General features: G+C 68.1%; 18 protein-coding genes. 4 read left to right on the top strand and 14 right to left on the bottom strand.

Annotation, left to right across the window (positions count from 1 at the left end; translation table 11 throughout):
* Positions 1–104: 104 nt before the first annotated feature.
* A complete protein-coding gene (locus H289_RS0110410; protein ID WP_020100727.1) occupies positions 105–1,430 on the bottom strand; it encodes an ABC1 kinase family protein in 1,326 nt (441 codons plus the stop codon).
* Between the two features lie 43 nt (positions 1,431–1,473).
* Positions 1,474–2,625, bottom strand: a complete 1,152-nt coding sequence (locus H289_RS0110405; protein ID WP_020100726.1) for a M24 family metallopeptidase — start codon at positions 2,623–2,625, stop codon at positions 1,474–1,476.
* A 52-nt stretch (positions 2,626–2,677) separates the two neighbouring features.
* On the opposite strand from H289_RS0110405, the gene H289_RS0110400 reads away from it, so the two are divergent.
* Positions 2,678–3,628: a 5'-3' exonuclease gene (locus H289_RS0110400; protein ID WP_020100725.1), complete on the top strand. Its 951-nt coding sequence runs from the start codon at positions 2,678–2,680 to the stop codon at positions 3,626–3,628.
* Between the two features lie 158 nt (positions 3,629–3,786).
* Here the strand turns inward: H289_RS0110400 and H289_RS0110395 are convergent, their stop codons facing one another.
* A complete protein-coding gene (locus tag H289_RS0110395) occupies positions 3,787–4,530 on the bottom strand; it encodes a DUF4333 domain-containing protein (RefSeq protein WP_020100724.1) in 744 nt (247 codons plus the stop codon).
* A gap of 142 nt (positions 4,531–4,672) precedes the next feature.
* Here H289_RS0110395 and H289_RS0110390 point away from each other — a divergent pair, with 142 nt between their 5' ends.
* Positions 4,673–5,551 (top strand): MBL fold metallo-hydrolase, encoded by an 879-nt coding sequence (locus H289_RS0110390; protein WP_020100723.1) that lies wholly within the window; start codon positions 4,673–4,675, stop codon positions 5,549–5,551.
* A 12-nt stretch (positions 5,552–5,563) separates the two neighbouring features.
* Here the strand turns inward: H289_RS0110390 and H289_RS0110385 are convergent, their stop codons facing one another.
* From H289_RS0110385 to H289_RS0110355, 7 genes are all read right to left on the bottom strand, one after another.
* Positions 5,564–8,353: a DEAD/DEAH box helicase gene (locus H289_RS0110385; RefSeq protein ID WP_020100722.1), complete on the bottom strand. Its 2,790-nt coding sequence runs from the start codon at positions 8,351–8,353 to the stop codon at positions 5,564–5,566.
* Positions 8,337–9,284, bottom strand: coding sequence for a twin-arginine translocase subunit TatC (tatC, locus tag H289_RS0110380; protein WP_029105058.1), 948 nt, complete (start codon positions 9,282–9,284; stop codon positions 8,337–8,339). The genes H289_RS0110385 and tatC overlap by 17 nt, the downstream gene beginning before the upstream one ends.
* Positions 9,285–9,344: 60 nt before the next feature.
* Positions 9,345–9,602 carry a Sec-independent protein translocase subunit TatA gene (gene tatA, locus H289_RS0110375; protein ID WP_020100720.1) on the bottom strand — a complete coding sequence of 86 codons (258 nt, stop codon included), beginning with the start codon at positions 9,600–9,602 and terminating at the stop codon, positions 9,345–9,347.
* Between the two features lie 31 nt (positions 9,603–9,633).
* Positions 9,634–10,614: a helix-turn-helix transcriptional regulator gene (locus H289_RS0110370; RefSeq protein WP_020100719.1), complete on the bottom strand. Its 981-nt coding sequence runs from the start codon at positions 10,612–10,614 to the stop codon at positions 9,634–9,636.
* Positions 10,611–11,606 (bottom strand): helix-turn-helix transcriptional regulator, encoded by a 996-nt coding sequence (locus tag H289_RS0110365; protein WP_020100718.1) that lies wholly within the window; start codon positions 11,604–11,606, stop codon positions 10,611–10,613. The genes H289_RS0110370 and H289_RS0110365 overlap by 4 nt, the downstream gene beginning before the upstream one ends.
* Positions 11,607–11,675: 69 nt before the next feature.
* A complete protein-coding gene (gene pafA, locus H289_RS0110360) occupies positions 11,676–13,034 on the bottom strand; it encodes a Pup--protein ligase (RefSeq protein WP_029105057.1) in 1,359 nt (452 codons plus the stop codon).
* 53 nt (positions 13,035–13,087) lie between these two features.
* The gene (locus H289_RS0110355) at positions 13,088–13,654 is read right to left on the bottom strand and encodes a TetR/AcrR family transcriptional regulator (protein ID WP_020100716.1); all 567 of its coding nucleotides are present in this window, start codon (positions 13,652–13,654) and stop codon (positions 13,088–13,090) included.
* A 112-nt stretch (positions 13,655–13,766) separates the two neighbouring features.
* Between H289_RS0110355 and H289_RS0110350 the strand changes: the two genes are divergently transcribed.
* Positions 13,767–14,603 carry an alpha/beta hydrolase gene (locus H289_RS0110350; protein WP_020100715.1) on the top strand — a complete coding sequence of 279 codons (837 nt, stop codon included), beginning with the start codon at positions 13,767–13,769 and terminating at the stop codon, positions 14,601–14,603.
* 73 nt (positions 14,604–14,676) lie between these two features.
* Here the strand turns inward: H289_RS0110350 and H289_RS0110345 are convergent, their stop codons facing one another.
* Positions 14,677–14,883, bottom strand: a complete 207-nt coding sequence (locus tag H289_RS0110345; protein WP_020100714.1) for a hypothetical protein — start codon at positions 14,881–14,883, stop codon at positions 14,677–14,679.
* Positions 14,884–15,055: 172 nt separating this feature from the next.
* Between H289_RS0110345 and H289_RS0110340 the strand changes: the two genes are divergently transcribed.
* Positions 15,056–15,748 carry a cupin domain-containing protein gene (locus H289_RS0110340; protein WP_036420445.1) on the top strand — a complete coding sequence of 231 codons (693 nt, stop codon included), beginning with the start codon at positions 15,056–15,058 and terminating at the stop codon, positions 15,746–15,748.
* A 6-nt stretch (positions 15,749–15,754) separates the two neighbouring features.
* Here H289_RS0110340 and H289_RS0110335 read toward each other — a convergent pair whose 3' ends face one another.
* The 3 genes from H289_RS0110335 to H289_RS34065 are packed head-to-tail and all read right to left on the bottom strand — an operon-like array spanning position 15,755 to position 17,420.
* Positions 15,755–16,024: a metal-sensitive transcriptional regulator gene (locus H289_RS0110335; protein ID WP_020100712.1), complete on the bottom strand. Its 270-nt coding sequence runs from the start codon at positions 16,022–16,024 to the stop codon at positions 15,755–15,757.
* A 54-nt stretch (positions 16,025–16,078) separates the two neighbouring features.
* Complete coding sequence (locus H289_RS0110330) at positions 16,079–17,260, bottom strand: NAD(P)/FAD-dependent oxidoreductase (RefSeq protein WP_020100711.1); 1,182 nt, start codon at positions 17,258–17,260, stop codon at positions 16,079–16,081.
* Between the two features lie 4 nt (positions 17,261–17,264).
* Positions 17,265–17,420, bottom strand: coding sequence for a DUF8730 family Cys-rich protein (locus H289_RS34065; RefSeq protein WP_090562312.1), 156 nt, complete (start codon positions 17,418–17,420; stop codon positions 17,265–17,267).
* Positions 17,421–17,690 lie beyond the last annotated feature (270 nt).

Below are 17,690 nucleotides of genomic sequence, written 5' to 3'. Positions count from 1 at the left end.
CAGTTTGGGACGCCTGTGCCGAAAGTGACCAATGAGGTCAAAATTGTTGCCCAACAAGACGTTTCACCAGCCGCAACGACTCCGGCGTTGCCGCGCCGAACTCGTCAGTCCTCGCGGAACCCGGGCACCCACTTGTCGACGATCTCGGCGTAGTTGATGGTCGCGTCCAGCTGCGCGGCAATGCCGAGCAGACCGCCGAGCACCCGGAACATCATCAGATAGTTGGGCGGCAGGTTCAACTGGCGGCTGGTCTTGAACGTGGCGGCGAACTGCTCGCTACGGATGTCCGCGGCGGTGGCGGCGATGCCCTGCAACCATCTGCGGCTGAAGTGGAAGCTCTCGTGACGCAACGGCTCGATGTACGGCAGCAGGTAGGCGTTGATCTCTTCGTGAGAGACGGTGGCCCCGGCGGGGATGAAGCCTTCCTCGCGCAGATACGCCGTCATCTCCTCCCACTTCTCGTCGCGCGCGAGCCGCAGAATGGGACCGGTCGCGCGCGGCAGACCACCCTCGTGAACCGCAACGGCACCGAAGTCCATGACACCGAACCGGCCGTCGTCGAGCAGCATGAAATTGCCGGGGTGGGTGTCCACGTGGAGCAGCCCGCAGCGATACGGGGCGCTGATGGTGACCTCGAGCAACAGGTGCGCACACTTGTTGCGCTCGTCTTCCGTGCCGCCCGCGATGATCTCGGAGAGCTTGCGGCCCTCCATCCATTCGGTGATGACAACCTTGGGTGACGACGCGACGACCGCCGGGACGTAGAACTGCGGATCGCCCGCAAAAGCCTTGGCGAACGCCCGCTGATAGTCCGCCTCGATGCGGTAGTTCAGTTCTTCCTCGGTGCGCTCGATGAGCTCGTCGATGATGCTCTTGACGTCGGCGCCCGGAACCACCTGCTTGAACAGTGTGGTCAGCATGCGCAACGTCTTGAGGTCGGCGCGCACGGCCTCGTCGGCTCCCGGGTACTGCACCTTGACCGCGACGCGGCGGCCGTCGCTCCACACCGCGCTGTGCACCTGACCGATGCTGGCGGAGGCAACGGGCGTGTCGTCGAAGGACTGGAAACGCTCACGCCACTTGGTGCCCAGCTGGGCATCGAGTACGCGGTGCACCTTCTCGGCGGGCAGCGGCGGGGCGTCGCTCTGGAGCTTGGTCAGGGCTTCGCGGTAGGGCTCGGCATACGCCGGTGGGATGGCGGCCTCCATGACCGAAAGCGCTTGTCCCAGCTTCATGGCCGCGCCCTTGAGCTCCCCCAGCACCTGGAACAGCTGTTCGGCGGCCTTCTCGACGAGCTCGGCGTTGACGTCCTCTTTCGACTTGCCGGCCATACGCTTGCCGACGCCCAGGACGGCGCGGCCCGCGATCCCGGCAGGAAGGGTTGCCAGTTTGGCGGCACGTCCCGTGCGGCCACGGCGGATTTCAGCCATGGCGTCGATCTTGTCTTTCTTAGCCGATCTTGACAACAGCCCGCTATGAAACCGGGACAACCACCAGTTCGTGCGGCTGGTTGTTCATCGACACGCAGCCGTCGTCGGTGACGACGACGATGTCCTCGATCCGGGCGCCCCAGTGCCCTGCGAAATACACACCGGGCTCGACGCTGAACGCCATGCCGGGCTCGAGCGTCAGGGCGTTGCCCGCCACGATGTACGGCTCTTCGTGGACCGACAGTCCGATGCCGTGGCCGGTGCGGTGGACGAAAACCTCGGCCAGTCCTTCGGCGGCCAGGACGTCGCGGGCCGCGGCATCGATCTGCTCGGCGGTCATCCCGGGCCGGACCGCGGCCACGGCGGCAGCCTGCGCGCGTTGCAGCACCGAATACTGCTGTGCCACCACGGGATCGGGTTCACCGATGCTGTAGGTCCTGGTGCAGTCCGAGTTGTAGCCGGGCTCGACGGGTCCGCCGATGTCGACGACGACGATGTCCCCGACCTGCAATTCGCGGTCGGAGCATTCGTGATGCGGGTCGGCACCGTTCGGTCCGGAGCCGACGATGATGAACGCCACCTCCGAATGCCCTTCGGCGACAATCGCTTCGGCGATATCCGCGGCGACGTCGGCTTCGGTGCGGCCCGGCACCAGGAACTCGGGCACCCGCGCGTGGACGCGGTCGATGGCCGCACCGGCCTTCGTCAGGGCGTCGATCTCACTGGCGTCCTTGATCATTCGCAACTGCCGCAGCACGTCGGTGGCCAGCACCGGCACCGCACCGAGGACCGACGCCAGCGGCAGCAGGTGCAGCGCGGGCATCGCGTCGGTCACCGCGACGGCACTGCCCGGCAGCGCCGCGGCGACCAGCGCGTAGGGGTCGTCGCCGTCGACCCAATCCTGCACTGCCAGGCCCAGTTCCAGGATCGCCGACTCCTTCAGCGACGCCAGCTCCAGCCGCGGCACCACGACCGTCGGCGTCGAACCATCTGCTGGCACCACGAGCGCCGTCAGCCGCTCGAAGGTCTGCGCCCGCGACCCCACCAGATACCGGAGGTCGTACCCCGGCGTGATGACGAGCCCGGCCAGGCCGGCGGCTTGGGCAGCCGCGGCGGCCGAGCGCAGACGCGCGGCATAGACGTCGGTGTTGAATCGACCAGCTGTCACATTCCCCGTCACTTCGCTCGCCCGCATAGCAATAGGCTAGTGCGATGCTGACCGACATCCGTGACAGGCGGGCCTGAACATGAACCAGCCGATCCTCCTGCTCGACGGCGCCAGCATGTGGTTCCGGTCGTACTTCGGGGTGCCGTCCTCGATCACCGCGCCCGACGGCCGTCCCGTCAACGCGGTCCGCGGCTTCATCGACAACATCGCGGCCCTGGTCACCCAGCATCGTCCCGGCCGCCTGGTGGTGTGCCTGGACCTGGACTGGCGGCCGCAGTGGCGCGTCGACCTGATCCCGTCCTACAAGGCACACCGGGTACTCGAGGAGCATCCGGACGGTGAGCCCGACCTCGAGGAAGTGCCCGACGATCTGACGCCCCAGGTCGCCATGATCATGGAGCTGCTCGACGCGTTCGGCATCGCCACCGCCGGCGCAGCGGGTTTCGAGGCGGACGACGTGCTGGGCACGCTGGCGACGCGGGAGCAGACCGACCCCGCCATCGTGGTGAGCGGCGACCGCGACCTGCTGCAGCTGGCCAGCGACGACGGACCTGGAATCAGGGTGTTCTATATCGGCCGCGGCCTGGCCAAGGCGGTGCTGTACGGACCCGCCGAGGTCGCCGAGACCTACGGTGTCCCGCTGGATCGCGCCGGCGCGGCATACGCCGAACTCGCCCTGATGCGCGGCGATGCGTCCGACGGTCTGCCGGGCGTCGCCGGCATCGGTGAGAAGACTGCGGCGACCCTGCTGCAGACCTACGGTTCCCTGGCCGCGATCGAGGCGGCCGCGCAGGACCCGACCTCCAAAATGGCTGCGGCGCAACGCAAGAAACTGCTGGCCGCGGCGGACTACATCACGGCCGCGCTGCCCGTCGTCCTCGTCGCGACCGACGCGCCGGTGTCCCTGTCGACGGAATCCGACGATCTTCCGCTGGCTGCCCGCGACCCGCAGCGTGTGGCCGACCTGGCCGGCAAGTACGGCGTCACCAATTCCATCGCGCGGCTGCAGAAGGCGCTCGACAAGCTGTAATCCGCCGGTTCATGCGACGAGTGTGCCGTCAGATCGCAGATCTGCTCGGTGGGGCGATCCAGCCGCACGCTCGACGGCGTAAACGACTCAGGCCGGAACCCCGGTGTCACATGTGACGTAGAGGTTCCGGCCTGGGCCTGGTGAGAGTTGAGGAGACGCTACTTCGGGCGGCCGACCTCGTAGGTGCCCTTGTCGTCCTTGAAGGTGACCTTGACGGTGCGCTTGGTGCCGTCGATGTTCACGTCGCAGTCGAACGTCTGCCCGGACTTGACCTCAGGGTCGCTGCCGTTGTTGCACTTGACGTCCTTGACGTTCTTGGCGCCGTAGCCGTTGGTCTCGTCGGTCAGAATCTTCTGCACGCCCGACTGCGCGGCGTTGATGTCGAGCTTGGTGGTGACGAAGAAGCCCGGCCACAGGAACCCGAGGACACCGACGACCGCGACGACGACCGCGGCCACGACCCCACCGATGATCAGCAGGGTCTTGCTGCTGGCCTTCTTGGCGGCCGGGGCGCCGAACTGCTGGTCGAACTGCTGACCCGCGGCACCCTCACCGAACTGCGGCTGACCGTAGGCGCCCGGCTGGCCGTACTGCGGCTGCCCGTACTGACCCGGCTGGCCGTACTGCGGCTGACCGTAAGCGCCCTGCTGTGGGTAGCCCTGCTGCGGGTAACCCGGGTACTGCTGCTGCGGGTAGCCCGGAACCTGCTGTGCCCCAGGCTGCGCGGCGCCGGGCTGCACCGCCGGGTACTGCTGCTGGTACTGCTCCGGGTTGTAGGCCGGCTGCTGCCCCCACGCCGGGGCGGCAGTGGTCGGCTGCTCGGCGCCGGACGCCGGCTGACCCCAAGCGGGCTGCTGACCTTGCCACTGCTGTGACGGATCAGTTCCCTCTGGACCGCTCATCGTCTCTCCCTCGGTGCTCTACTACTCGGACGTCATCCGAGCTGCTGGTCAACCACACTACCGGTGTCACCGTTCCTGGATGACCCGCACGCGGGGCGCGTGTCTGGGCATCGCCTGACCCGGCCGGCCTTAGTCTCGCGATATGACGGACCAAATCCGGCTCGGCAACGCCATCTTGACCCGCGTCGCGGAAACCCAGGTTCAGATCCCCACCACGCTGTGGCCGTCGACGCCGCCGGAGGCCTGGCACGCCGAGGCCGAGCTGCTGGCCCCCCGGTTCTGGAACCCCGAGACCGACCTGTTCCGGATCGCGATCCAGAGCTGGGTGCTGCAGGTGGACGGGCTGACCATCGTCATCGACACCGGCGCGGGCAATGACCGGCACCGGCCGCACATGCTGCCGCTCGATCACCTCAACACGCCGTTCCTCGACAACATGCGGGCCGCGGGCATCGACCCGGCCGACGTCGACGTCGTCCTCAACACGCACCTGCACACCGATCACGTCGGCTGGAACACCCAACTGGTCGACGGCGCCTGGGTGCCGACGTTCCCCAACGCCCGGTACCTGATGCCCGAGGCCGACTACCGGTTCTTCGCACCTGACAACCCCGAGACCACCGACGAGATGCGAACGGTGTTCGAGGACAGCGTCATCCCGGTGGCGGACCAGACCGTGCAGTTCCCCGGCGACTACCAATTGAGCGACTCGGTGTGGCTGCGGCCGGCGCCCGGCCACACGCCCGGATCGTCGGTGCTGTGGCTCGATGCCGGTAAGCCGGCGGTGTTCGTCGGCGACCTGACGCACTGCCCCATCCAGATTCCGCGGCCGGATGATCCGTGCGCGTTCGACGTCAACGCGGCCGAGGCGACCGTCACCCGCAAGCGGGTGTTCACCGAGGCATCCCGGCGGCGGGCGGCCGTGGTGCCCGCGCACTATGCCGGCCACGGCGGCGCCACCATCGTGGCGCGCGGCGACCGGTTCATGGTCGACGACTGGCTGGATCTCAGCCTGGCCTGAGCCGGCCCGCGATCACATGGAGTCGATGGCGACGACGCCGCGACGCACGGCCCCGATGGCCCGCTTGGCCGTCACCCGCAGCTGCGGCGCCGGCGCGGCGAGCCGCACCTGGTCCAGCAGGTCCAGCACCTGACGGCACCACCGCACGAAATCACCTGCGGGAAGCGCATTTCCGTTGCCGTTGTCGGACATCAACAGCGCCGCGGCCAGGTCGCCGTAGGTCGCCCAGCTGTACATGGCGGCGACAAAGCCGGCATCGGGTTCGCGACTGAACGGCAGCCGGTGCCGGCGCTCGTCGCCCCGGATGTCGGTCCACAGCCTGCGGGTCTTCGCCAGCGCGCGACGCACCTCGTCGGTCGCCTGCTCGGCGCCCGGCGGCACGGTCGGGCCGTCGCCGCGTGACTCGAACAGCACCGCCGACACCACCGCGGCCAGCTCGGCCGGGTTCAGGTCGTCCCACACCCCGCCGCGGAGGCACTCGGCGACCAGAAGGTCGCTCTCGCTGTAGATCCGGGCCAGCAGCCGCCCGTCGTCGGTCACCGCCGGCTCGCCGTCGGCGCCTTCGATGAAGCCGCGCTCGCTGAGCAGCGACACGATGCGGTCGAAGGTGCGGGCCAGGGAGTTGGTGGCCGCGGCGACCTTCTGCTGGGTCTGGTCGTTGTCGCGTTCGATGCGCAGGTAGCGCTCGGCGGCACGCACCCGGGCTTCGCGGTCGGGCAGCTGATGCGCGGGGTGACGGCGCATCTGCTCACGCAGACGGGCCAGCTCCGGGTCGATGTCCGGTGTCGCCTCGGTGGCGCCACGACTGCGGCGCACCGACGGCACATCGAGCGCTTCGGCCGCCGACAGCAGCGCCGACGCCAGGTCCCGGCGCACCTTCGGCTGCCGGTGTTCCACTCGCTTGGGCAGCGACATGCTGCCCAGACGCTGCGACGTTCCCGCGTAGTCGGCCGCGGAAATCCTTCCGGCCCAACGATGTTCGGTCAGTACCAGCGGGCGGGGGTCGTCGGCGTCGTACGCCGGCTCCAGCACCACGGCCAGTCCGCTGCGGCGGCCCAGGCCGATGGCGATGACGTCGCCGCGCTTCAGGGCGGCCAGCGCGTCGTTGATGCCCTTGCGCCGTGTCAGGCGACCGGCTCGGGACTGCGCCCGCTCGCGTTCGGTGATGCCGGCCCGCAGCCGCGCGTACTCGAGCACCGACTCCCAGTCGTCACCCTGCTCGGCTGCGATCTCGGCGAGCATCCGCTCACCGCGCTTGATGCCGCGCACCAGCCCGGTGACCGACCGGTCCGCCTGGTACTGCGCGAACGACTGCTCGAGCAGTCGGTGCGCCGCGGCCGGCGTCATGTGCTGCACCAGGTTGATCGTCATGTTGTACGACGGCGCAAAGGAACTGCGCAGCGGGAACGTTCGGGTCGACGCCAGACCGGCGACCTGGGCCGGATCGGCCATCTCGTCGGTGGCGTGCCACAGCACGACGGCGTGGCCCTCGACGTCGATGCCGCGGCGCCCGGCGCGACCGGTCAGCTGCGTGTACTCCCCCGGCGTCAACGGGGCGTGCTGCTCGCCGTTGTATTTGACCAGGCGTTCCAGCACCACGGTGCGGGCCGGCATGTTGATGCCCAAAGCCAGTGTCTCCGTAGCGAAGACGGCCTTGACCAGGCCGGCGGTGAACAGCTCCTCGACGGTGTGCCGGAACACCGGCAGCAAGCCGGCGTGGTGGGCCGCCAGGCCGCGCAGCAGGCCTTCGCGCCACTCGTGATAGTCCAGCACCGCCAGATCGGACTCGGCCAGATCGGCGCAGCGCCGGTCGACGATCTCGGCGATCCGGTCGCGCTCGGTCTTGTTGGTCAGCCGCACCGCGGACCGCAGGCACTGCTTGACCGCAGCGTCGCACCCGGCGCGGGAGAACACGAAGGTGATGGCCGGCAGGAGCCCGGCCTGGTCGAGCGTGCCGATGACGTCGGGCCGGCTGGGCGGCCGGTACATGGCGGGCCGACCACGATGGCCATCTCGGCCACGCCCGCGCGGCTGCCAGTCCATCAGCCGGTCCGCCTCGCGGCGATGCGCGATGTGCCGCAACAACTCCGGGTCGACGCGGGCCTTCCCCTTGCCGGGGGCCGCGCCCTTGGACAGGTCGAACAGATCGAAGAGCCGCTTGCCCACGAGCATGTGCTGCCACAGCGGCACCGGGCGGTGTTCATCGACGACGACGGTGGTGTCACCACGAACGGTCTGGATCCAGCCGCCGAACTCCTCGGCGTTGCTCACCGTCGCCGACAGGCTGACCAGCCGGACCTCGTCGGGCAGGTGCAGGATCACTTCCTCCCACACCGCGCCGCGCATGCGGTCGGCCAGGAAGTGCACCTCGTCCATGACGACAAAGGCCAGGCCGTGCAACGCGTGAGAATCGGCGTACAGCATGTTGCGCAGCACTTCGGTGGTCATCACCACGATGTCGGCATCGCCGTTGATCGCCTGGTCACCGGTGAGCAGGCCGATGCGTTCGGCGCCGTAGCGGGCCACGAGATCGTTGTGCTTCTGGTTGCTCAGCGCCTTGATCGGGGTGGTGTAGAAGCACTTGCGTCCGGCGGCCAGCGCCAGATGCACCGCGAACTCGCCGACCACGGTCTTGCCGGCACCCGTCGGGGCGCACACCAGGACGCCGCGACCGTTCTCGAGCGCCACGCAGGCCTCGGTCTGGAACGGATCAAGAGTGAACGACAGGCCGGCGGCGAAGTCACGGAGCTGCGGCCCCGGCTCGATCGGGGTCGCGTCCTGCGAGTCAGGTGGCGTCGTCATCGATGGTCAGCCGGGTCGGGGTGGGCACGGCAGATGGCGCATCGATGGGTTCGACCGGCCCGATCGGGGCGGCTTCGTCGTCGGGCACGGTCTCGGCTTCGCGCCGGGCCTTGCGCCGGTCGTGCAGCCGCGCCACCTGGATCGACATCTCCAGCAGCACGGTCAGCGCCAGCGACAGCGCCAGCATCGAGAACGGATCCGAGCCGGGCGTCACGAACGCCGCGAACACGAACAGACCGAAGATCAGCCCGCGGCGCCAGGCCTTGAGTTTCTCGTAGGTGAGCACCCCGACCAGGTTCAGCATGATGATCAGCAGCGGGAACTCGAAGCTGATGCCGAACACGATCAGCAGATTGATCAGGAAGCCGAAGTACTGCTCACCGGACAGTGCGGTGATCTGCACATCGCTGCCGACGGTCAACAGGAACGACAGGGCCGTGGACAGCACCACGTAGGCCAGGACCGCACCGGACACGAACAGCAGCGCGCCGACGCCGACGAACAACGACGCGAAGCGCCGTTCCTTCTTGTAGAGGCCCGGGGTGATGAAGGCCCAGATCTGGTAGAGCCAGACCGGGCAGGCCAGGATGATGCCCGCCGCCATGCCGACCTTCAGACGCAGCATGAACTGGTCGAACGGCGCGGTGGCCAACAGCCGGCACTCGCCGTCGGGGGCGATCGATGCCCGCGATGACGCCGGCAGCGAGCAGTACGGGCCGCGCAGCCAGTCACCGAGGCTGGGGAATCCGAAGAAGCTGTGGCCGTACCAGAGAAAGCCGACGACGGTCGTCAACAGGACCGCGATGACGGCGATCAGCAGCCGGGTCCGGAGCTCCTCGAGGTGATCGACGAGCGACATGGTGCCGTCAGGATTGACCCGCGACCGTCGACGGCGCGGGTCAAGCTTTCGGAAGATTCCAGATATTGGCACGTGAGTTGAAAGAGGCCGACCGCCGCGTGCACTGGGCCCGCGGCGGGATCACGGCAAAGGTCAGGCCGGGTGCTTGTCCGCGGCGTCCGGCGCGGCCTGCGGTGCAGGTGCCGGGTTCTCGACGCGCTCAGCAGTGATCGGACGCGGCGCAGGCTGCTGCTCCGTCGTGCCGTCCGACTGCATTTCCTTCAATTCGGACTTGAAGATGCGCATCGACTTACCAAGCGAACGCGCGGCGTCCGGCAGTTTCTTCGCACCGAAGAGCAGCACGAACACCGCGATGACGATCAACCAGTGCCACGGTTGCAAACCGCCCAATTTGGGTCACCTCCAGAAGTTGAGGCCGAGTCTACTCGCCAAGGCCGGGTTCATATGCCGCCAGCGCCGCTACCGCGGACTCCCGCACCCGGTCGGCGAGTGCCGGCGGGTCCAGGACCCGGACCGCCGAACCGAAACCGAGGACGAACCGGGCCATCCAGTCTGTCGACGCGTAACTCATGGTGGCTTCCCAGCTGCCGTCGGGAATCTCGCGCTGCACCGCCAGCGGGTAGTAGTCGAACATCCACGCCGCGGACTCGTCGATCAGCAGCGTCGCCACCGGGAGTGTCGGATCCGCGGTCTCCGCGGAGAACAGCGACGTGTCCGGGCCGGCCTGCACCGCGGGCGCCGGCGGTGCGGCGGGTTCGTCCAGCGCGGTGGCGTCGACGACGCGGTCGAAGCGGAACAGCCGCACCCCCTCGGCGGTGCGGCACCACGCCTCGAGGTAGCTGTGGTCACCGATCAGGGCCACCCGGATCGGGTCGACGATGCGCTGCGAGACGGTGTCATGCGACGCGGAGTAGTACTCGAGGGACAACGCGCGCTTGTCGCGGACCGCGGCCCGCACCGTCGCCGTCGCCTTGTTCTCGACGTCGCCGGTGACATCCGGGGCCGGTACCGCCGCGGCCGTCGCGCCGGCGGTCCCGGCAGCGGCCTCGATCTTGGCGATCACGCTGCGCGCCACGTCGGGATCCACCACACCGGGTACGTCGACCAGCGCGCGCAGCGCCATCAGCACACCGGTGGCCTCCGGCGAGGTGAGTCGCAGTGCCCGGTCCATCCCCGCCGAGAAGATCACCTCGATGGTGTCGCCCTCGAAGTCGAGGTCGATCAGTTCCCCGGGACCCCCACCGGGCAGTCCGCAGACGAACAGCTGCCAGAGGTCGGCTTCCAGCTGCTTGCGCGTCACGCCGAGATCAGCGGCGGCCTTGGTGTGGCTGACCCGCGGATTGGCCTGGAAATACGGGACCATGTTCAGCAGCCGCACGAGGCGGGTGGATACGTTGCTCACTTGTGAAGGCTCTCCCCCGCCTGCGCACGCAACCGACCGATCACGTTGTCCCGCAAAGATTTCGGCTCCAAGGCCACGGCATCGGCGCCGTAGCCGGCGACCTCCCGGGCCAGCCGGTCGACCATGCCGATGTCGATGACGATCTCGTCGCCGCTGCGCCCGCCGCGTGTACTGGGTGACGTGCTGACGGCCTGTCGGCGCAACGCCGTCGCCCGCCCCTCGGCGACCCAGATGCGAGCCTGCTCGCCGGCCGGCCACTCGGCGACCGCGCGGTGCACGATGTCCCGCAGGTTGACGCCCTCGGGCCGCGTGACGGCGTGGTCGGGTCCGACGGCGCGCACCTCGCCGGCGATGCGCGACACCCGGAAGGTGCGCGCGTCGTTGCGGTCGCGGTCGTGGCCGACGACGTACCACCGGCCGCGGTAGGTGACCACGCCCCACGGCTCGAGGGTGCGGTCGACGTAGGGCGAGCTCCGGTTGGGGCGGTGCGCGAACTGCACGGCACGGCCGGAGTCGATGGCGGACAACAGAATTCCCAGGGCCTCCTCGGAACCGCGCAGCCCCTGCGTGGTTCCGGTGGTGATCGCGACGCCGGCGTCGGGCGCGTCGACGTCCACGCCGGCCGCACGCAGCTTGAGCAGCGCGCTCTGCGTGGCGGTGACCATCTCCTGCGATTCCCACAGCTGGGTGGCGATCGCGACGACGGCCCGTTCGTCGCCCGTCAGCTCGACGGGCGGCAGCTCGTAGGCGGTGCGGTTGATGCGGTAGCCGTCGTTGACGTCCATCATCGAGGCGCGCCCGGTCTCCAGCGGGATGCCGAGGTCGCGCAGCTCGTTCTTGTCGCGCTCGAACATCCGGGAGAACGCCTCATCGGTCGGCGGGTCCTGGTAGCCGGTGACGTTGGCCCGGATCTGCTCCGCGGACAGATAGCTACGGGTGGACAGGAGCGCAATGACGAGGTTCATCAACCGCTCAACCTTGGACGTCGCCACGTCCAACAGACTAAGTGGTTGCTGTGCGCCGTCCCGTTACCGGCGCGCCCGCTGTGCGGGACGCGCCCGTCACATGCTGGCGATCAGCCGGTTCACCCGCTCGTCGACCGACCGGAACGGGTCCTTGCAGAGCACCGTGCGCTGCGCCTGGTCGTTGAGCTTCAGGTGCACCCAGTCGACGGTGAAGTCGCGCCCGGCTTCCTGTGCGGCGGTGATGAATTCGCCGCGCAGCTTGGCCCGGGTGGTTTGCGGCGGGGTGTTGACCGCCGCGTCGATCTCCTCGTCGGTGGTGATGCGGGCGGCCAATCCCTTGCGCTGCAACAGATCGAACACGCCGCGTCCGCGCTTGATGTCGTGGTAGGCCAGGTCCAGCTGCGCGATCTTGGGGTCGGACAGCTCCATGCTGTAGCGATCCTGGTACCGCTGGAACAACTTCCGCTTGATCACCCAGTCGATCTCGGTGTCGACCTTCGCGAAGTCCTGGCTCTCGACGGCGTCGAGCTGGCGGCCCCACAGGTCGACGACCTGCTCGAGCTGCACGTTCGGCTCGCGGGTCTGCAGGTAATCGACGGCACGCGAGTGGTATTCACGCTGGATGTCCAGGGCCGAGGCCTGCCGCCCGCCGGCCAGCCGCACGGCACGCCGGCCGGTCAGGTCGTGGCTGACCTCGCGGATGGCCCGAATCGGGTTGTCCAGCGAGAAGTCCCGGAACGGCACGCCCGCCTCGATCATCTCCAGCACCAGCGAGGCGCTGCCCACCTTGAGCATGGTGGTGGACTCGCACATGTTGGAGTCGCCGACGATGACGTGCAGCCGGCGGTACTTCTCGGCGTCGGCGTGCGGCTCGTCGCGGGTGTTGATGATGGGGCGTGATCTCGTGGTCGCGCTGGAGACACCCTCCCAGATGTGCTCGGCGCGCTGGCTCAGACAGAACGTCGCGGCCTTCGGGGTCTGCAGCACCTTGCCCGCGCCGCAGATCAACTGGCGGGTGACCAGGAACGGCAACAGCACGTCCGAAATCCGGGAGAACTCGCCGGCCCGCACGATCAAGTAGTTCTCGTGGCAGCCGTAGGAGTTGCCCGCCGAGTCGGTGTTGTTCTTGAACAGGTAGATGTCGCCGCCGATGCCCTCGTCGGCGAGCCGCTGCTCGGCGTCGACCAGCAGGTCTTCGAGCACGCGCTCGCCGGCGCGGTCGTGCGTGACGAGCTGCGCGAGGTTGTCGCATTCGGCGGTCGCGTACTCGGGGTGGCTGCCCACATCGAGGTACAGCCGCGCACCGTTTCGCAAGAACACGTTGGAACTGCGGCCCCACGACACCACTCGCCGGAACAGATACCGCGCTACCTCGTCAGGGCTGAGCCGGCGATGACCATGAAAAGTGCAGGTCACGCCAAACTCGGTCTCGATTCCCATGATCCGTCGCTGCACATAATCGAGCTTACGGGTTGGGAATGGGTATTAGGTGGGCAACAGGCCGGGCATCACGCAGAGATACCGGCGGCCTGCCGGGCGGCCCTGACGAAGGCGGTCTTGGTCGAGTCGATTCCGTCGAGGTATCCGCCGACCAGCGCGGCGTCCCGCAGCAGCACGAGCGATGCCGCGATCTGCTCAGGGTTGGCACGGCCGCCGGCCGCGTCCTGCAGCGCACCGCGAAACCAGTTGCGGTGCCGGGCGATGAGTTGCCGTACCGGGCTGTCCGGCGCGGGGTACTCGGCGGCGGCGTTGATGAACGGACAACCGCGGGTGTGGTACCTCGCGATGTCTTCGGCGATGCCGTCGATCACCAGCTCCAGCATGTCGGTATCCGGGCCGGCGGTGGCCGCGGCGTCGCGGAAGTAGCCGCGAATGGTCTCGTCCTCGAGGCCGAGGTACGCCTCGACGAGGCCTTCCTTGCCTGCGAAGTGGCGGTACATCGTGGCGCGCGTGACGCCCGCTTCGGCGAGTATCCGGTCGACGCCGACGGCGTGGATGCCTTCGCGGTAGAACAGCTCCGCCGCGACCCGGAGCAGCCGCTCACGTGGGCGCAGAGCCGGTTCCGCGGTATCCATAACCCCAGCATACTCGCGAGCTAGAACGTTCTTTCTGAATTCGGGAACACATCCCGGCCGTCGACGGTTACACCGAGCAGAACGACCGTTCTTTCTACTTCAAGGAGACGCCATGACCATCACCCCGACCGAACAGGCCGACATCGACCGCGCCAACCGCTCAGGACGGCAGCCCGTCGTGTTCGTCCACGGCTTGTGGCTGCTGCCGAACAGCTGGGACAACTGGCGGACGTTGTTCGAGGAGCAGGGCTTCGTGACCCTCGCCCCCGGTTGGCCGGACGACCCGGCGACCGTGGCCGACGCCCGTCGCGATCCGTCGGTCTTCGCACACAAGGGCGTCGGCGACATCACGCAGCACTACGCCGACGTCATCCGCGCCCTCGATCGCGAGCCCATCATCATCGGCCATTCGTTCGGCGGATTGATCACCCAGAAACTGGCGGGCCTCGGCCTCGCCAAGGTGGCGGTCGCGATCGACCCCGCGCCGTTCCGCGGGGTGCTGCCGTTGCCGCTCGCGGCGCTGCGCTCGGCTTTCCCCGTGCTCGGCAACCCGCTCAACCGCGGCCGCGCGGTCGGCTTGACCCCCAAGCAGTTCCGGTTCGGGTTCGGCAACGCGGTCTCCGAGGAAGAGTCGAACAGCCTCTACGAGAACTACTCGGTCGCCGGCCCGGGCCTGCCCCTGTTCCAGGCCGCCACCGCCAACTTCCACCCCGGCACCGAGGCCAAGGTCGACACCAAGAACCCGGAACGTGGTCCGCTGCTGATCATCTCGGGCGAGAAGGACCACACCGTGCCGTGGGCCATCGCCAACGCGTCCTACAAGCGGCAGCAGAAGAACCCGAACGTCACCGAGATCGTCGAAATCCCGGGGCGCGGCCACTCGCTGGTCATCGACAACGGGTGGCGCGACGTCGCCGCCACCGCACTGGATTTCGTCCGGCGCTTCTGACCCACCCGACCAGAAACGGCTCCGTCCGCCACCCGCAGTGGGTGGCGGACGGAGCCGTGCCGACTGGGCGGGATCAGAACGACGTATCCAGGTAGCCCGAGCTCTGGTTGGCCTCGTCGTGGTTGGAGAAGTGCTCGCCCAACACGTAAGACGAATGCGGATCGGTTCCGTTGGGGATCAGCGGATCAGTGTCGGCGCTGGCGATCGGCGCCAGCAGGAGGGCGCCGGCGATGCCGGCCGCGGCCATTGCGGGGGCGATGAACTTGATGGGGTTCTTCATGATCGGCGCTTTCTGTCGAAGGGCTCGTCCGCTTTCGGACTGACTCAATCGTCGGCTCTGACCAGGCAAAAGTCGCTACTGCAGGCACCCATTCCGTATTGCAGCCAGCCGGAAGACGCAGTTGGGTGCCAGCGCTGACGACAACGAGCGGGGCGACGACGAACCTGTCCGCATGATGATCAATCGACGGACGATGCTCGGCGGCGCGGGCGCAGTCGGGGTTGCGGCGATAGCCGGCGCAAGCGCCGACCGCGCGTTCTCATCCCCGTTGTCCCGCAACGACACTCAGGACGCGACCATGACCGACAACGCCGCCCGGTTCGGCAACCCACGCATCCCGGCCGAACTGAACACCGCGCAGCCGCACATGTTCCACCTCGGCGCCCTGGCGCCCACCCAGTTCGAGGGCGGCACGCTGCGCCAGGCCTACGAGGGCAATTGGCCGATCCTGACCGGGCAGGAAGCCAGCGTCGTGATGGTCACCCTGGAACCCGGCGGCATCCGCGAACCGCATTGGCACCCCAGCGCCTGGGAGATCAATGTCATCACGGCCGGCGTGGCGACCTGGACCCTGCTCGACCCGCTGGGGCACGCCGAGCAGTTCGAGGCCAACGTCGGCGACGTGGTGTTCGCGCCGCAGGGCTCACTGCACTACTTCGAGAACAAGGGCACCGAGAATCTGAGCCTGCTGATCGTGTTCAACGCCAGCACGCAGGAGGGCGAAGACGACATCGGCATCGGCGCATCCATCAGCAAGCTGCCGCCAGATGTTCTCAGCGTGGTGTTCGGCGTTCCCGCAGACACTTTCACCAAGTTCAAGAAGATCGACCAGTCGCTCACGATCATCAAGCGGCCGGCCCACTGAGCCGCCTCACGCCAGCGACAGGAAGAGCTTCTCCAACTCGGCCTCGGTCATCGGCTCACGGCCCTCCTCGGCGTTACCGGCCAGGCACTCGCGCAGCCCGGTGGCGACGATCTTGAATCCCGCCCGGTCGAGCGCCTTCGACACCGCCGCAAGCTGCGTGACGATGTCCTTGCACTCCCGGCCCTGCTCGATCATCGAGATGACGCCGGCGAGCTGACCCTGCGCGCGGCGCAGCCGGGCCAGAACGGCGGCCATGGCCTCTTCATCGCCGACCATGTCGCACCTGCCTTTCGTTGGTTCGCAGCCTGAGCCGCTATACCCCTCAGGGTATCAGCGCCCGGCCGGGACGGCGGCGCGCTCCCACAGCGCCCGCCACTCGTTCTCTTCGGTCTGCTTGTCGTGGTGGAGCAGTTCGGACGGCTCGGTCAGATGGATCGTCGGGTGCGGCGTCGCAAAGAAGTTGCCCTTGCCCTGAGCCGAGACATGGCCACCGACGTCGATGTAGCAGTAGCCCTCGCCCGACATCGCCGCGCCGTCGCCGACCCGCCCGAGATAGCGCAGTGCGTTGCGGGCCGCGGCCCTCGCCCCGTTCTTGGCGAAGATCGCCGCCTTGGGCAGCGGCCGCCCGGACTCCGCGGTCACGGCGGCCGCGTCACCGATGGCGAAGATGCCCGGGTACCCGGTGGCCATCTCGGTATCGACGGCGATCCAGCCCGCGCCGTCGATCGTCACGGCCGGCTCGTGTGGCGGGACGAACACCAGGAGGTCGAACTCGGCGGCGGCACCGTCGGCGAAGTGGACCACCTTGCGCTCGGCGTCGATGCGCGCGACGGCATGCTCGCCGTGGAATCCAATGTCATTGGCGCCCAGCATCTCCACCAGTTCCAGCCCGGCGTACGGGCCCGCCGACGGCATGGGCTGCTTTTCCGGGGTGTAGACCGCAATGTCGGTGGCGTCCCGGTGGCCGTTGTCCCGCAACAGGTCCGCAGCCAGAAGGGCACCCTCGTAGGGCGCGACGGGACAGCGGTACGGCAACGAGGTGACCAGGAAGACGAGCTTGCCACCCGAGAACTGCTGCAACGCGGCGTGCGCGGCAGCGGCGGCCTCGGCGCTGTAGTAGTGCACGGCGGACCCGGCGTCGACGGCCTCACGCAGGCCCGGCACCTTGTCGATGACGTTGCGGGCACCGGTGGCGATGATCAGCGCGTCGAAGGCGATCTCGTCACCGTCGGCCAGCGTCACGACGCGCGCCGAATGGTCGATGTCGGCGACCGTCCCGGTGACGGTGTTGACGCCGCGCAGCGCGGAGACGGTGGGCTCGATGGGCACGCTGCCCTCCGCACGCCAACCGCGCAGCACCCAGGGCAGGGTGAAGCCGAGGAAGTGCGAGAAGTCCTCGTCGACGATGGTCAGGTCGAGATCGTCAAGGGCCACACCGGATTCGGCAAGCTCCTTGACGACCGACAACCCTCCGATGCCGGCGCCGAGGATGACGAGCTTCTTGTCTTTCACGTTCCTACCTCCAGAACTTCATGCGGGACGGTCGATCGGATTTGGGGTGCCCGTCGCACCACTGGCCGGCGGGTACCGTGGCCTTGACGGCGTCGACGTGCATCCCGCAGCCCGACCAGGTGGTCTTGCCGCATTGCGAACATCGCTTGGCCTGGCACATGATTCACTCCCTTCAGTGGCCGCACGGGCGATCGAGCCGGTGAGCTGTTGCGCTCCTTGGCGATTCGATCCGATCAGACTCTCCGCCGCGGCTCGTACCCTTCCTTCATAGCATGCCCCCTGGGGTATGTGCCAGTGATCTTGTCACACATCTCACGACATCGTTTATACCCTAGGGGGTATGGTACGTTCGGCCTCGACGCAATACCCCACTGGGTATGTACAAGATCAGTCGCAGCCGTGGTCTATCGGCTGCTCCGGGCCGGCGACA

Origin of the sequence: Mycobacterium sp. 360MFTsu5.1, from assembly GCF_000383495.1 — a bacterium.
Classification (GTDB): domain Bacteria; phylum Actinomycetota; class Actinomycetes; order Mycobacteriales; family Mycobacteriaceae; genus Mycobacterium; species Mycobacterium mucogenicum_B.
The sequence above is the reverse complement of the archived record's forward strand: the minus strand, read 5'-3'. Positions and strand labels throughout refer to the sequence as shown.